13 protein-coding genes are annotated in these 15,583 nt (G+C 71.4%); 5 read left to right on the top strand and 8 right to left on the bottom strand.

Annotated features, from left to right (window positions below; genetic code table 11):
• Complete coding sequence (locus C7S10_RS19180; RefSeq protein WP_108346063.1) at positions 1-696, top strand: hypothetical protein; 696 nt, start codon at positions 1-3, stop codon at positions 694-696.
• A 724-nt stretch (positions 697-1,420) separates the two neighbouring features.
• A complete protein-coding gene (locus C7S10_RS19185; protein WP_165807235.1) occupies positions 1,421-2,065 on the top strand; it encodes a M48 family metalloprotease in 645 nt (214 codons plus the stop codon).
• A gap of 22 nt (positions 2,066-2,087) precedes the next feature.
• On the opposite strand, the gene C7S10_RS19190 is transcribed toward C7S10_RS19185, so the two are convergent.
• On the bottom strand, positions 2,088-2,375 hold the full coding sequence (locus C7S10_RS19190; protein ID WP_108346065.1) for a hypothetical protein: 288 nt from the start codon (positions 2,373-2,375) through the stop codon (positions 2,088-2,090).
• 273 nt (positions 2,376-2,648) lie between these two features.
• Positions 2,649-8,759 carry a MobF family relaxase gene (gene mobF / locus C7S10_RS19195; protein ID WP_108346122.1) on the bottom strand — a complete coding sequence of 2,037 codons (6,111 nt, stop codon included), beginning with the start codon at positions 8,757-8,759 and terminating at the stop codon, positions 2,649-2,651.
• 325 nt (positions 8,760-9,084) lie between these two features.
• Between mobF and C7S10_RS19200 the strand changes: the two genes are divergently transcribed.
• Complete coding sequence (locus tag C7S10_RS19200; protein WP_108346066.1) at positions 9,085-9,462, top strand: hypothetical protein; 378 nt, start codon at positions 9,085-9,087, stop codon at positions 9,460-9,462.
• Positions 9,440-9,967 (top strand): hypothetical protein, encoded by a 528-nt coding sequence (locus C7S10_RS19205; protein WP_108346067.1) that lies wholly within the window; start codon positions 9,440-9,442, stop codon positions 9,965-9,967. Before C7S10_RS19200 ends, C7S10_RS19205 begins: the two co-directional genes overlap by 23 nt.
• Positions 9,968-10,239: 272 nt before the next feature.
• Here C7S10_RS19205 and C7S10_RS19210 read toward each other — a convergent pair whose 3' ends face one another.
• The 6 genes from C7S10_RS19210 to C7S10_RS19235 form a co-directional block, all read right to left on the bottom strand.
• Complete coding sequence (locus tag C7S10_RS19210) at positions 10,240-10,482, bottom strand: hypothetical protein (protein WP_108346068.1); 243 nt, start codon at positions 10,480-10,482, stop codon at positions 10,240-10,242.
• Positions 10,479-10,796 (bottom strand): hypothetical protein, encoded by a 318-nt coding sequence (locus C7S10_RS19215; RefSeq protein WP_108346069.1) that lies wholly within the window; start codon positions 10,794-10,796, stop codon positions 10,479-10,481. The genes C7S10_RS19210 and C7S10_RS19215 overlap by 4 nt, the downstream gene beginning before the upstream one ends.
• Positions 10,796-11,044: a hypothetical protein gene (locus tag C7S10_RS19220; RefSeq protein WP_108346070.1), complete on the bottom strand. Its 249-nt coding sequence runs from the start codon at positions 11,042-11,044 to the stop codon at positions 10,796-10,798. The genes C7S10_RS19215 and C7S10_RS19220 overlap by 1 nt, the downstream gene beginning before the upstream one ends.
• Positions 11,041-11,340, bottom strand: coding sequence for a hypothetical protein (locus C7S10_RS19225; RefSeq protein ID WP_108346071.1), 300 nt, complete (start codon positions 11,338-11,340; stop codon positions 11,041-11,043). Before C7S10_RS19225 ends, C7S10_RS19220 begins: the two co-directional genes overlap by 4 nt.
• Before the next feature lie 89 nt (positions 11,341-11,429).
• On the bottom strand, positions 11,430-12,434 hold the full coding sequence (locus tag C7S10_RS19230) for a DUF932 domain-containing protein (RefSeq protein WP_108346072.1): 1,005 nt from the start codon (positions 12,432-12,434) through the stop codon (positions 11,430-11,432).
• Positions 12,435-12,551: 117 nt separating this feature from the next.
• Complete coding sequence (locus tag C7S10_RS19235) at positions 12,552-14,174, bottom strand: ParB/RepB/Spo0J family partition protein (protein ID WP_108346073.1); 1,623 nt, start codon at positions 14,172-14,174, stop codon at positions 12,552-12,554.
• Positions 14,175-14,590: 416 nt separating this feature from the next.
• Between C7S10_RS19235 and C7S10_RS19240 the strand changes: the two genes are divergently transcribed.
• Positions 14,591-15,055, top strand: a complete 465-nt coding sequence (locus tag C7S10_RS19240; RefSeq protein WP_108346074.1) for a hypothetical protein — start codon at positions 14,591-14,593, stop codon at positions 15,053-15,055.
• Positions 15,056-15,583: the final 528 nt, after the last annotated feature.

The raw sequence follows: 15,583 nt of genomic DNA on the forward strand, positions 1-15,583 counted from the left end.
GTGACGACCGAGCAGGCCCGCAGGGCCGCCCCCACACCCATGGTCTACGCGTTCCCCGTCCCGGGGGAGCACGTCCGGCTGGCCTACCGCGAGCTCCACATCGCCATCAACGGCACCGAGGAGCAGAAAAAAGCCCTGGGAAACCATGCCCTCCTGCCCCGGCCGTGGGAGCCGGCCAGCTGCCTCGACCCCGAGCTGCGGCACCAACTGTGGGAATGGCTCGAGGACGTCGTGACCTGGCTCAACCGGGAGTACACCTGGGACGTCTCCGGCCTCATCCCCAACTGCTGGCCGCTGCACCCCCACCTGGTCCACGAGACCGCAGTCCTGGCCGACCAACGCCGGCGAGCCGGATTGGCTATGACCAGCGACGCGCTCGAGGAATGGCACCGCTACTGCCTTCCCGCGTTCACCGACCGCATGCGCAACCGGCTCCGCGCCCACTGCGACGACGAGCACAAGACCTGGCCCGGCAAGCCCCGGCACAACGAGCACCTCGGCGAGGCCAGCGCCGAGCGCCGGGAGAACGCCTTCGCCCACGACGTCGACACCCTGACCCACGGCCGCCGCGCGCACGAGCAACCCGAACCCGCCCGGCCGCGGCTCGCCGAGGTTGACCTGGAGACCGGCGAGATCAAGGAAGACTCGCTCGGCGCCCAGCCCCGCACCCGCACCGAGAAGGGACCGAGAGAGTGACAGGCGAGGCGCCGACCCACCAGACGATCACGCTCAAGGAGCGTTCGGAGGCCATCGGGCGAGCCAAGCGCGCACTCAAGGCCCTCGGGGAGCACCCGAGCTCCAGCAAGAAGGAGCTCGGCCGCGCCCGCGAGCACGTCAATGCCTGCTACTCCCACGGATCCGGCGAGTACGTCTGGAACGCGGTGACCCAGATCGAGGCAATGGTCGAGCACCGCTACGGCGTCCCTGCCGCCGACGAGCAGCGCCAGCTGACGAAGCCGGTGCTGGCCTCGAGGAGCCTGCGACAGCCAGCCGCGGCCGCCGCGGCGAGGACCGCGAGATCCCATCGACGCAGGCGAGGTCCGCCGGCTACGACCCTGCAGGCGGCGGCCTCGCACCGGCACAGGCGCGATGACCGCTCCGCAGTCGGGGAATCGCGTCCGAAACAGCCTCAGAGCGCCGCTGGACGACCGCAAACTGCCCGTGTGCGCGCCCGAGAGGCAGGCTGGTTGTGTGAGAGCGATTCTGAGCGATGCCGGCGCAGGGCCGATCACGACTTCCAGCCATGGATGACACGGTTCGCTACACGGTCCTCGCGCTGGTCGTTCTCGCCTACGTCGGCGGCGGCGTGCTAGTCATGGTGAGCGCGGCCCGGGCCGCGCTCACCTGGTCTACGGGTCGACGAGCGCGACGTCGACCGGACGCCGTCGATCCAGCCCTGCAGCAGCACGCGGCTGCAGCGATGCGAACCGTCGCACAGCTCGCCAACGTCGATCCACCTCGGACCCAGGTCGTCGCCCTCCTCGGAGCCTCGCGGGGCACGGGCGAGGTGATCGTCGGTGACGGCGGGTTGGCGGTGACCCGGTTCCGCCCCGGGCAGCCGCCCACCGTGGTGTTCGCCCAGGCGGCGCTCGCAGACCTGACCCCAGCAGCACTACGGAGCCTCGCGGCCCACGAGCTCGCCCACGTCATCGGTCGCGCCCGCGGATCAGCAGCAGCGCGCTACGTGTGGCTGCTCGGCTACCTGCTGCTCATGCTGATCGGCCTTGTCCTCAGCGTCGCCGCGCTCGCTGCCGCGCCACGCCTTGCCGGGCCTGCGGCGTTGGCCACGATGCTCGCCGCGGTCGCGTTCCTCGCCCTCCAGGTCGCCTTCGACCGGCGCGAGGAGATCGCCGCCGACCGGTTCTCGATCACTCTGACCCGCGACCTGGCTGCGGCGGCCGAGCTGATGGGCTTCTACGAGGAGCACCTGGCCCGCCCGGCTCCCCGTGGTCGGCTCGGTGGGTTGCGGGCGCGCTTCGAGCAACGCTGGTTCGCCACCCACCCGGCGCACGCGGTGCGGCTCGAGGCGATGAGGCGACACCTGGTCGACCAGCCCAGCGAGTAGCCGCCAGGTCGGCGTCAGACGACTATTCGTCGTCGCTCCCGTCGACGACGGCCAGCGACCGGGGCGCTGAGCTGTACAACAGGACCCCATCGCGCGCCAGCAGCCGGATGACTCGAGCGCGTAGCTGGGGCGGCCACGCCATCGCCTCGCCCAACTCGGTCCAGGTCGGGCCGGTGCCGGTGCGCGCCCAGATGTCCCTGATGAACGCGGTGGCGCGGGCGGCATCCTGCTCGGCCGCGTCCCGGGCCTGTGCGGCGGCCCGGGCGCGCACCTGCTGCTCCTCGCGCCACGCTTCCTCCAATGCATCCACCAGTGGCGCCGTCCAGCCCAGCGACTGTGCGGTCAGGTGGACCGCGAGACGGTGCCGGGGAAGACCTGGTCGACCGGCGGCGCCGACCAGGTCGACGTACTAGTCGACCAGTTCGTCCGGCGGCGTGCCCCCGTAGCCAGCGGCCGCAAGGAACGCCCGGACCTGGGCGCGCGTCGCGCGACGTGGTCGCTTGGGAGGAGACATGGAACCTTGATCGGCCGAGGGTCGGGGCCGCCCAAGGCTAGCGTCTGCGGGGCCGGCGGCCGTGCTGCGTCAGCGCCGCGGCGTGCCCCGCCGGCCGGGACGGGGACGGTTGGTGTCGGTCCGGTCTCGGGATGCCCCCTGCGCGCGACCCGCCGCCGTGGGACCGGCAGAGGGACCGGTCTCGCCAGTGTCGATCGGGAGGTCAAGACGAGACACGATGCGGTAGCGAAGGTCGCGGGCGGGACTCTCGCCCAGAGGCCGCTCGGCCACGATCGCCCGGCTGGCCGCGCCGACGTCCTGACCCTGGCCGTGTGCGTCCTGCAGAATGGCCGCGGTGGCAGGCCAGTCCCCCTGCTCGAGCAGCCGCGGGTCGAGCTCGCGAGCCAACGGAGCCCACCGCTCCACGGGTGTCTTCTCGGCCGCGGCCGAGAGCCGGGCGCGGACATCGCTGCTCTTGTGCAGCTCGGCCAGCGCCGCCTTACGGGGGTCGGCGTCCCAGCTCTTGACGGCGTCGCGGAGGTCGCGGCGGGCCCGCATCTGGGAGAGCTGCAGACGAGCGCGGACCTGGGTGACGCCCGGTGTCCAGGCGCGACTCGGCCGCGCCGAGATGACTCGCATGGCGGCAAGTCGGGCGGCCTCGGGGGAGAGGTTGTCGAGTCGTTCGGTGAGCAGCTGGTCGCCGAGTGACCGGAAGGCCGGCTGTCCGCTCGCGATCGCTGCGGTGAGCGCTGCAGGCCCGCGCTGCGCGAGCAGGTCGGCGGGGTCGAGGCCGTCGGGGAACCGCGCATAGCCGGGGTCGAGGCCGTGCGGGGTGAGCAGCCAGAAGTCACGCTCGGCGGCGACCTGGCCGGCCAGGTCGGCGTCGGTGGCCACGATCGGGTCGCGTCCGATCACGGCCAGCTGGGCGGCCTGCTCGTCGGTCAGCGACGTGCCGAGCGGTGCCACGCCGAGGTAGAGGCCGTGGCTGGCGAGGGTGACTGCCACGGCGTCCATCGGGCCCTCGACGATCACTGGGACCGCGCCCTCGTCGAGGAGCTCGTCGACCACGCCGAACAGCTGGCCGCCCTTGTGGAAGAGCGGGGTGTCGGCGGTGTTGAGGTACTTGGGACCGCCCTTGTCGGCGTCGGTGAGGTCGGGCCGGCGGCGGCCGACGAAGCCGAGCACGTCGCCCTGGTCGATGACCGGGAACATGACTCGGTCGCGGAACCGGTCGATGAGCCTGCCAGTGCTGGCGACACTGGCCACACCGGTCGCGACCATCTCGGTGTCACTGACGCCCTGGCGGCGAAGGTGGTCGACCAGGTTGGTCCACCCCGCGGGCGCTTGCCCAGGGCGGAACCGCTGATCGCCCGCGAGGTCGAGCCCGAACCGGCCGGTGAGGTAGTCGCGGCCCCACGAGTCGGCGAACTTGGCCTCGAAGAACGCCTGGGACAGGTCGTTGATCTCGAGCATCCGTTCCCGCGTGACGGGCGACTCGTGCCACTCCTCGGCCCGCTGGTACATGAGCCGGATGTCGGCGTCGGTGGGCTCCAGCGGCGTTCCGCCGAGGTCGCGGATGTAGGACGCCAGCGTCAGGTCGCTCTCGACAAAGTCGTCATGGTCGATGTCCTCGCCGAGGTCATCGGCTGCGTCGACACCATCGGCCCGGTGGGCCTCGAGCTGGTCGACCAGGTGCTCGTCGACCAGGTGATCGAACGCCCCACTGTCAGGTAGCGGGCCGTAGTCGGGGTCCGGTCCGGGGTCCTCCGGAAGCGGCCAGTCGCCCCAGTCGGCGTCGCTGGCGGCGTCGAGGGGGTGGTCGAGGGTGTGGTCGACCAGCGTCTCCGGGTCGGGCTGCACGCCGTCCCACAGGTCGGCCGGCGGCTCGTCGAAGTGGACCTCGTGGGCGTGCTCATCGGGCGCGGTCTCCAAGGCGATGGAGGTTCGCCAGACCAGCGCCTGGCACTCGTCGATCCCATCGAAGCTGTCGTCCCAGCCGTCGTTCGAGGTGCCAAGCGGGGCGCGGCCGGCGCCCAGAAGGACGTCGACCTGCCAGCCGCGCTGCACGCCGTGGTCCACGTTGGAGACCAGCGCCGGCCACCAGGCGCTGGCCTGGATGCTCGCTGCCCGCTCGGGTCCGAACAGCTCGACGAGCCGCGGGGTCCATTCGGTGGTGACGGCTTCGCCGTGGGAGCCGTCACCGACCTGGGCTGCGACCGCCGGCGTGAGCTGGCGGGCCATGCGCCACCAGATCGCGGCCGCGGCGTGATCGTCGGGCAGCGGTCCGGCCGGGTGGTCGGCCGCGGTCGCGGTGCGCAGCAGCTCGTGGGCGGTGACACCCGCGCGCGACATCGCGGCCAGCCGCTCGGCCAGAAGCGGGGTGAACTCGTCGTCCTTCACCTGTGGGGCCAGCGAGTAGAGCAGCTGGCGCCATTCCTTGAGCGCCGGCGTGTGGTCGCCGGTAACGGCCTTGTTGAGTCGCCGCTGCCAGGTCGCGGAGGCCTTCTGCATCTGCGGTGCACCGGTCGGGCGCCGGTCATCGACGGGGACCTGCATGGCCGCACGCCAGACTTCGACGTTGGCCACCGTCGCGGCCTCGGGGCGGATGCCGTTCTGCGCCCACGCCGGCAGGCCGCCCTGTTCGGCTTGCGCGGTGGCACGGGTACGGACCTGTCTGGCGATCTCCTCGACCAGGTGCGAGCGCTGGGCGAGGTAGGCGCCCCAGTGCGGATCATTGGCCAAGCGGGCCGGGATGCCGGGCATCCAGGGCAGTGGCCCAGCGCCGGCGTTGCGCAATCCGGAGGCGTCGAGTCGCCAGTCCAAGACGGCCGCGCGGTCGCGGGCTGTGCTGAGCTCCCGCTCGCCAGCGGCTGCCTGGAGGGCGGCGACGGGGTTCTCGCCGGCGGCCCCGAGGAGGAGAAGGTGGGCGCGAAGGGTGGGCCAGGCGGCCTCGTCGGAGAGCCCGGGCACGAGGGTTTCGACCGCGCTGTCCAGCGCGTCGACCATGTTGACCGGGCCGACCCCCGTGCCGTTGGCGGTCCCGTCGGGGCTGGTGGGCGCGCCGGGGAAGGTGTCGTGCCGGAGCAGGTCCTCGGCCGCGACGTAGAGGCTGTCGATGTAGCGCTGAGTCGCCTCCCCGAGCCGAGTGGCGGGATCGGCCTGCTCACGAACCAGGCTGGTTGCCGACCGCGGCGCAGCATCGCACGCCAGCATCGCCTCGAGAATGTCGGTCGAGGTGAGTGGCCGGACCAGCGTCGGGTGGATCACCGAGTGCGGATCGCCGTCGCCGACGACCTCGAGGTAGACGTGGTTGGCGTGCGCGCCGCGAGTCATCATCGTGTAGAGCTGCTGGCGCGACTCGGAGCCGGTGGCCAGCCCGTGCATGCTGTCGGCGGTGACGCCCTGCGCGGTGTGGAGGGTGCACGCGTAGCCGAGCTCGGTGGCCTTGGCGACGTAGTCGGCCGGCAGCCGCACGGTGCGGCCGTGGCGCGTGTGCTGCACGGTCAGGTCGCCGCTGTCGTGGACCTCCAGGACGCTCCACCGGTCGCCGTTCTTGACCCAGTCGGTGGCCGAGGTACGCAACCGACGGTCGTTCTCGCGGGTGATGATCAGTTCCCCGACCGAGGCCTCGTTGCCATCGGCGAGACGGCGAACACGGCCCAAGGTGGCCGGGTGGACACCGTCGAGACGGTGAGCGCGGGCCTGCTGGTTCAGCTCGCTGACCAGGTCACGGGTCGGGGCCAACATGATCGAGTCCAGGCCCTTGGCGCGGTCCGCCTGCCAGGCAGCGAACACGTCCTCGGTCATGGTGGCCAGGTCCCCGACGTGGACGCGGCCGCGGTCGAGGTAGAACCCCAGGGCCTCGGTTTTGCCCTCGCGAAGTGCGAGGGAGGCGGCGCCCTCGGCGGGGTCCTTGAACCGGACGAGCTCGGTCAGCTGCAGTGCTCCGTGGGTGGCCTGGATGTCGCGCAGCACGCCGCCGGCGCCGATCGCGGAGAGCTGCTGGTCGTCGCCGATCAGCCGGACGCTGCCGCCCCGCTCGAGGATGTAGGACACCGCTGCGGCCAGGGAGAGGGTGTCGGCCATGCCGGCCTCGTCGATGACCACGAGGGTGGAGGAGTCGATGCCGGCGACCCAGGCGGGCATCCCCGAGTAGTTGCTGTCGCCGGACTCACGGGCCGCTCGGTCCTGTTCGAGGGAGTGGGTCAGTTTGGCCAGGGTGTCGGTCTGGGTGTCGATCTGGGAGCGCAGAGCGTCAGCGGCCGCGGCCGAGGGAGCGAGCCCGATGATGGTGCCGCCGCCGTCGGCCCAGGCGCTGGCCAGCGCTCGCATGGCGGTGGTCTTGCCCGATCCGGCCGGTGCGATCGCGAGCTGGAGCCTCGCGCCGGAGGTGGCCATCTCCCGCACGAGCGTGGCCTGTCCGGCGTTGAGGGTGATGCCGTTGGCGGTCGACTCCAGTAGCGCGAGGTCGACCGACGACGTCTCGACGGCGTACCCGTCGTGGCGGCCGGCGGCATCGACCAGGCGCTGCTCGGCGGCCAGCACACTGTTCGAGGTGAACATGTCGGACCCGGCCTGGGTGTAGACCGAGGCGCCGTCGGCGCGGCGCAACTCGACCGGCTCGCTGATGGTGTCCCAGGGCCGGGCCATGCTCACCGAGCGGCCGTCGAGGACCTCGCCCACGAGCAGGTCGACCACCTGGGCGACCTGGTTGGTGGGGACGTTGGCTGCACGGACCTGCCGCTGCGCCTCGGCGTAGACGTGCCAGAACTGCCAGGTGCTCCGGCTGCCTTCCATCGTCGACACGATCCGGTCGGTGGTCTTGGCGAACCACGCGGAGTCGGCCAGCGAGCGGGCCGCGCCCTTGGAGTTCAGCGCTCCGTGGACCATCTGCTTGACCCGCTGCGGGGTGCCCAGCACCTCGATCGCCTCGCGGTTCCAGGCCTCGCGCTGCTCGGCCAGCGAGCGCGGCTCGTGCTTGGCCTCGCGGGTCTCCAGCGTCGCCTGCTGGGACAGCTGGATGGTCTCCACCGGCGTGGGCGGCCGCCCGTGGGTGGCCTGGAACGCGGCCGCGAGGACCTTGCGGCGGTCCTCGACGTTGATGCGCCGCTTGGAGAAGCGGTGGTTCAGGTCGGGGTCGACGCCGACGATCTCGCGCACCGGCCGCTTGCGGGCATCTTCGTTCGGGCGCTCCTCGAACCGCACGCCGAGGGCGTCGACCAGGTGTCGCTCGAGTGCGGTGTTGTAGGTCTCTGAGGCCGAGACGACCGCCTTGTGCAACGGCCGGCCGTCGATGGCCAACCAGGTGCCGTCGAGGGTCTGGACCTTGTTCGCCACGGCGACGTGGGTGTGCAGGTCGGGGTCGCCGGCACGGGAGTCGCGGTGGGTGAACGCGGTGGCGACCAGGCCGCGGACGTCGACCTGGCGGACGCCGTTGGTGCCGCGGCGGGTGAACAGCGCCTTGGACTCGATGAAGCCCAAGGCGTCCTTGATGGCTGCTTGGTGGGCCCGTTCGATGACCGCGGCGGTCTTCGGGTCGGCGATCGCCCACAGCACCGAGACGCTCTTGACCGGGGAGAAGGTCAGGTCGTAGCCGGCCACGGCGTTGGTCTTGGGGCGGGAGTGCTTGGCGATCGTGGCGGCGAGCTCGCGGGCTCCCTCGGAGCCCTGGCCGGGGTCTCGGCCGTGCTCGGCGCGGAAGAACTCGGTGGCTACCTCGGTGCGGACCTTGGCGCGGTCGGCCGCCGGGACCGGCCAGTCACCGGGCAGCCCGGCGGCCTCGTTGAGTGCGGCGATCCGCTTGGCGACCTCGACCCGGAACGGGCTGATGTCGTTCTCGTAGACCTTGTACGGCGTGCCGAGCTGGCGGGCCGTCTTGTAGTCGGCGTCGGTCGGCCGGTCGACGCCGCCATCGCTGGTCGGGCGGCCGATGCGCAGGTCCAGGTCCTTGGTCCGCTGGGTGGCCAGCGGGTGATGACCGGAGCCGAACAGGCTCTGCATGTGGTCGGCGGTGACGATGTCGCCGGCGTCGAGCCCTTCGAGTCCCTCCATCCCGGAGCCGACCCACACTCCGGGGGTCTCTCCCTTCTCGGCGTAGTAGCTCGCCAGCCCGGTGTGGCCCTTGTCCGTGGCGTCCAGCGCTGCGACCTGGCGGGTCAGGTAGTCGTACCCCGATCCCGCGGTCAGCTTGTGCAGGCTCATCGTCACAGTCACCTAGGGGTGATCCGGGTGCCGGTGCGATCAACTCGGGGCAGATCTCTGCGCTATTCATTCTATTCAGCGAACCGAGAATGCAAGAGGTGTGTGGCACTTCGTCGGTCGCGAGAACGAGGGGGGGACGCTGAGGGGTCGGGGGACGGGCTGGGCGTCGTTCTGGGTTCGGCTGGGCTCAGTGGGGGTGGAGCGGGTGTTGATGGTTCGGATTTCGGAACTTCTTCGGTGTTCGTGATCGCACCGGGGTCGGGTTCTGTCGTAGGTGGGTGTCAGAGTCCGAGTGGACTGACGATTCGACACGGAACGAGGACCGATGAGTCAGCAGACGATCAAGCAGCAGGCGCGGCGGACGGCGCGCGAGATGGCCGACAAGTTGCGGCGAGAGCGTGAGGAGCGCGAGAAGCGGTTGATCGACCTGGCCGAGCAGGTCATGGTCGCGGTCGGGCAGCGCGACGCTGCCGTGGCCGAGACGGAGAAGCGCGCAGGTGAGGCGCTGCGGGAGTTGACCGAGGTCGAGGGGCTGTCCCTGGGCGAGGCGGTCGAGTGGTGCGGTGAGACTGTGACGGTGCGCGAGGCCACGCGGCTGCGACGGCTGGCCGGTGAGCACCGGACCGAGCCGGACGGCGGCGTGGCCGACGACCGTGACGTTCCCGGGAGCGGGGGAGAGGGTGGCGGCACGTCGGCTGGATGACGCCGGCCTCGCCGCGCTTGCCGAGGCGATCGCGGACCCGGACGTGCTCGCGCGCTACCGGGCGAAGGTCGCCACGGTGCCGGGTAGTGAGTGCCTGTGGTGGACCGGCGCGGTCTCGGGGCGGTCCGAGCGGGAGCGCACCGACGGCGGCGGCCACGGCAGGTTCTGGTACGCGCCGGGGCGGGTGATCATCGCCCACCGGTTCGCCTACGCGGTGATGCACGGCGTTGACGCGCTCGAAGAGGCGCGGCTGCTCGGGCATCGCTGCCACAATCCGCTGTGCCAGCGGATCGCACCGAAGCACGTCGTCGTCTCGACGGCGCAGAAGAACCGGCAGGAGTGGGCCGTGCAGCGACGGCTGCCCTACAGCCCGCTGGCCGACCCGCGCGGGCCGCGTCGACGGGCTCGGGAACTGCGCGACCTTGCGAGGGAGGACCCGCAGCTAGTAGCCGACGACCTCGCGCGGCTCCAGGAGCTCCTGGGCGAGCAGTTGACCTTGTGGTGATTTGGCTGGGCCAGTGGGCCTGTCACCACAGGGTTTCCTGGGTGCTGCTCCCGGGCGGCGCGTGCTGCGTGCAGTCGTTGGCGATGAGGTGGCGTCCGTCGCTGGTCGACCAGCACAGGGAGTCGAGGCACGCGTAGTGCTCGCACTCGATCCGGACGAGTGGCGGGCGACCAGGGCCGACGACACCGGAGAGGAAGTTGATCCGGCGCAGATACCGCCCGCAGCGGACACAGCGCTGCGGGCGGTCTGGGGTCCGGCTCCTGGGCACGTGTTCACCCGGCCTCGGCGGCCAAGCCGATTCGGTCGAGCCGTGCGGAGGCGGCGGCGGTCACGGCGGTGATCCGTGCGGCGAGCGCCCGCAGTTCGGTGGGCGTGCCTTGGATTGCGACCACGTCGTCACCGGCCAGCGTCAAGACGGGCTGGCGGTGCTCACCGGCACCCACCCAGTCCTCGCCGGGGGTGAACACCTGGACGCTGGTCTCGCGGGCGGCCAGCCACTCGATGTGCGCGCTCACGGGGTCACCTGCTCGGACTGCGGGGCGGATGCGGTGCCGATGAGGCGGCGGAAGGCCTGCACGTCGCCCTCGAGGGAGAACAGGCGGCGGCGGTACTGGTCGTTCTCCGTGCCGACCTCGGCCAGGACTTCGGCGAGGCCGTCCAGGAACGCAACGATCGCGTCGGCGGTGACCGCCTCGCGGGTCGCGCTCCACGGTGTCGGGACGCGGCTGCTGGCGGCGTACGGCATCTTCGACATGGCGGCGAGGATGCGGCGCTGGTCGCGCTCGCTGATCACGGTGCCGGTCGGCTCCGGCTGGGTCTGCTCGGTCATCACTGCTCCTGTTCGGTGGTGCGGGTGGCGTACTCGGCGTGCAGGGCGTCCAGCGCCGTGGCGACGCTGGACAGGGCCGCGTCCAGGTGGGCGCGGGCGGTCTCGGGGGTCCACCGGCGCACGTCGCGCAGCCGGTGCTCGATGACGATCAGGTCGCAGGCCGTCTCGCTAAGGGTGTGCCGGTCCCGGTCGGCGGTGAGGTCGCTGCTGGCCGCGATGTCGGCGGGGGTGGCGGTCGGCTGGCTCATCGCAGGACGTCCTCGACTGCGCGGCGCTTGGCCTCGTCGAGCGTGGCGGTGCGGATTCCCCAGCGCTGGCCGTAGCCGCCGTCCACGTCGGCGTAGAAGCCCGGCGCGAGGTAGGTCGTGCAGTCGCCGGGCGTGATCCGGATCAGGTAGGTGCGCCCGTGCGCGTGGACGCTGGCGGTGTGCGCGGTCCAGCGCCCCGGCCATCGGTCGTCGGCGTCCACGGCGTGCCACTCGACCGTGGCGGCGTCGGTCGGCGTGCTGTCGGTCTGCTCGCGGGTGGTGGTCGTGTCGGTCATGGCTCCTCCTTCGGTTGGGCCGGTGGCGGGCCGGACTCGGGGTCTCAGCCCGCCACCGGAGGACTTGCGGGACGGCTACATCTGCGCGGTCAGGCGGGGGCGAGCACGGTCCAGGCGCGGCGCTTGATCCGGTCGGGGTCGTCGCTGGTGAGGACGCGGGTGGCGCGGGCGTTCTTCTCGTCGCCCTTGGTGCGGACCGGGGCGTAGTGATCGACGTACTCCGCGACGGCCTGGTAGCCGGCCCACGCGGTGTCGCGGATACCTGCCTGCGTGTCGGCGTCGGCGAACAGCCAGTGCAGCCGGGAGCGGCGACGGCGCTCGGTCTCGCGCACGCGCTTGGTCGCGCTGGCCTCGGCCTTGCCGAACGTGGCGTCGATCAGGGCGTCGAACGCGGCGTCGGTCATGGTCTGCTGGATCAGCCGCTCCGCCTCGACCTGGAACGCGTCGACGTAGGTGAACGTCAGCCCGAGTGCGTCACGGGCGGCCTGCACGGCGGCCTTGGCATTGCGGGTGTGCCGGATCGAGAACGACGACTCGTGGTTGCGCAGCGCCGCGCTCTGGGTGTTCGCGCACACAACGCGGACCGGGGTCACAAGGATGCGGAACGCGCTGGAGCCATCGTGGCTGTTGAGCGCGGCGATGTTCAGGTCGACGCGGTCGGTGCCGCCGACCGTCAGCGAGTCCGGCAGCTGCATCGTGATGAACACCTGCCGACCGCCGCGCAGCGACCCGGCGGTGTCGAAGATCGCGCCCGACTCGTCGGCCAGCAGGTTCAGGAACTCGGCGTGGTCCTCGTTTTGCAGCGGCGTGTACCCGCCGCCCACGACGCCGAGCGCCTCGGGCTCGCCGGTGAACGGGTTGGTGCGCACCGTGGCGAAGCCGGGGACCTCGATCGCGGTGACGCCGCCCTCGCTCACCTCGGCGGTGGTGAGCGGCAACTTCCGGACGTCCCAGCCGCCCAGGTGGCCGAGCCGCATGGCCTCCTCAGCGGTGAACGCGCGGTCGCGGACGGTGGTGCCCAGGCGGTGCCAGGCGTCCTTGCGGGCGAAGACGGCAGCGGCCTGCGCGCCGTGGGTCTCGATCTCGTGTGACATGTCGGGTCCTCCCCGGGTAGCGGATCAAACGAACTACGTTCATTCTATTCATTGTATTCAACTGAGGGCGGTTCTCCGCAGGAAGAACCGCCCTCGGGGTGGGGGAGGGAAGGTCGGTCAGGCGGCGCTGTCGCTGGCCTCGTCGCTGGCCGCGTTGCCCTCGGTGGCGTCGTCCGCTCCGTCGCTGTCGGTGCTTGCCTGCGGCTCCTCGCCCAGCAGGATCCGCTCGACCTCGCTCGGCTGGTAGCCCCACTGCGCGAGCGCGCCGAGCACGCGGGCGTCCCACGCGGAGGGGCTGCGCCACGTGTGCTTGCTGGTAGAGGCCTCCCATGCAGCGACGACGGTGGCGAGCGTGGTCATGGTCGCGGCCTTCGGCGTGGTCGCCTTGGTGGCGATCTTGTGGCACTCGTCGTGGCCCGCGCCGTAGTAGCCAGTCGGGACCTCGATGCCCAGCAGGGTGAAGAGCATCGGGTGACGGTGGTCCATGGCCTTGCTCAGCGTGTAGTGGCCGGTGACGACCGCCTCGCAGATCAGGGCCTCGGCTCCCTTCGGTGCGGTCTTGCGGGCCACGAACCCCGCCAGCCACTCGCGGCGCACGGTCTCGGCGCTGGCCCACGCCTTGTTGTTGGCGATCACGCGGCGGCGCTCCTGGCGCTGCTGCTCGCGCTGCGCTTCGGCCTCCGCGCTCTCGCCGTCGTCGTCGCTGCTGTCGGCGGTGCTGCTCCCGGAGCCGCCGCCGCGACGACGCAGGCCGGAGGCGGCGAGGTCGGTGAGGACCCAGACGGGCACGTACTGCTGGTAGGGCTCGGCGGGCTCGCAGTCCTCGCTCTCCTCGTCGCTGCCGTCCTCGGCCTCCTCGTCGTACTCGTCCTCGGGGTAGATCCACTCCTTGACGACGTGGACGCGAGCGCCGGGGACGTTGGGCCACTCCTCCTCGGCCAGCGGCTCGCCGTCCTCGGTGACCAGCCGCTCGATGCGCAGTACCTCGCCCTCCTGCTCGGCCTGCTCGACCTCTTCGGCGGTCAGGACCGGCAGGCCCTCGGCGCGCAGGCGCTCGACCTCGGCGGCGTCGGCCGCGCGCTCGGCGGCCTCGTCGCGCAGCCGCTGGGCCTCGTGCGTGAGGGAGCGTCGGTATCGCATGGCGTACTCCAGGCGCGCGACGGCGTCGGGGTCGTGCTCGAACTCAGCGAAGATCCCGGCCTCCTCCAAGGTCAGGTCGCCGGAGTCGAGCCGGTTGCGGGTCTGGTCGGCCTTGGTGACCGCCAGGGCGGCGTTCACGGTCGGGCGGTCGATGCTGGTGCGCTTGGCGATCTGCGCGGCGCTCACGCCGAGCAGGGCCAGCTGCTCCACGCCAGCGACGATCTCGGACTCGCGCATCCCAGCACGGTGGATGTTCTCGACCATCTGGTCACCGATCCGGTCGGCGTCGGCGGGCTGGGGAACGACGCGGGCCGGGATCAGGCCGGTGGGAGTGCCGACCTCGGCGGCGGTCACGGTGCGGCGCTGGCCGCGCAGCAGGACGTGCTGGCCGTCCTCGTTGCGGTAGACCGTGACGGCTTCGAGCACGCCGCGCTCCTTGATCGACTTGCGGAACTCCTTGTGGTCAGGGCGCAGGTCGGTGCGGACGTTGGTGCCGATGATGATGTCGGCGGGGTCGAGGTAGGTGAACTCCTCAACCTGTACGACCTGGGCGGTGTGGTCGGTCTGGTCGGTGGCGGGGGTCTCGATGGTCTCGGTCATGCGACTGTTCCTCCGGTGAGTTGAATAGAATGAACTGACAGGACTAGTCTCCCAGCGGAAGCCGACGCCTGCCGGTCCACAAAGCAGCCCTGTGGAAACGTGGGCACCAGCCGCGCACCTGGGGATAACCCCGGGTGCACGGGGCGGTGGACTGCTGAGCAAGGGGCGGCGCAGCTCCACCTCGTCGCCGCCCCTTGCTGGCAAGGAGACGGGCCAAGGACAGAAAGGAAACGTGCGAAGGTGAGGACGGCGATGGGCGCGGCAGGGCAGAGCCCGAGGTGGCCCGGCCGGGAATGCAGCGGCGTTGGTGTTAGCCCCCACGGCCGCCGGCCGGCAACCGTCAGCGCGCCCGCCAGTTCGCCCGCCAGCTCGAGCGGGTGGGGGCCGGGTTGGGGAGCGGTGAAGGAGCTGATGACATGACCAGCGAGACCACGATCCGGGTCGGGATCTACTGGAAGCCGGGCGTTTGGGACCTCGCGCGTTCTGCGTACGTGGCCGACCTCGACACCGACCCTGACTCACCCGACTCGTTCATCGGCTGGCTTGCCCTGGCGCTCGTGCAGCACGCCCGGCGCTCGCCCGAGCAGCGGGCCACCCTGGCCGTGGACGCAGAACAGCACCCGGCTCAAGTCAGCACGCGCCGGAGCTTCAACAAGTCGCACCCGCTGCCCGCCTCGACGATGGGGGAGGTCGAGGCCGCGATTGTCACCGACCGTTCGGAGTTCGGCCGAGCTCTGGGGCGCTCCGCGTTCACTCAGGAGGCAGTGCTCGCCGCTGCGGTCGACGCTCGGCGGCGGCTCGGGCGTGAACTGCCGCCGCCTCCGCAGAAACTGAGCAACCGCCCACCGCGTCGACCTGGCGGGCGTCGGCCGGCGACGTAAGCCTTCTCCGCGACGGCTGGTCATCTTCGCGGGCAGGCGGAGTTCTTCGACATGTCGTGGCCTGGCCGCCTGGTGCGAAGACGAGACGGACGGCCCGTGCATGCAGAGCTGGCCACAGCCGCCGCCGTCGCGGCACAGAATCACATGTCGCTTCGCTGGCTGCGGGATGAGCCCGACCAGGCCGGAGACGGCGTTCGACCACGCCGTCACGCAGGGCCCTCGCCTCGCTAGCGGCCACGGGTGGCAGCAGTGGAGACGACGGCGTGGCTGGCGTCGTCCTCAGCAGAGCTCCCGAGAGCGGCCGTGCCAGAGCGTTTGCGCCGGACGCTGAGATCGTGAACTTGAGTGCGCGCATGTGGGCGTAGAGCTTCGTCCGGCTAACGCCGAGGTCGGCCGTCGCTCGCGCCTTGTCGGCGCCGTTGGCGTTGAGCGCGTGGAGGATCGCAACGCGCTACCCGCTCGCGGCCGGCCACTCTCATGGCCCGCACGAGCGGCTGGCGTCCTTCGGGAGGTCCTGCATAGTGACGT

It is taken from the genome of Nocardioides currus (assembly GCF_003057875.1).
In the GTDB taxonomy this organism is placed as follows: domain Bacteria; phylum Actinomycetota; class Actinomycetes; order Propionibacteriales; family Nocardioidaceae; genus Nocardioides; species Nocardioides currus.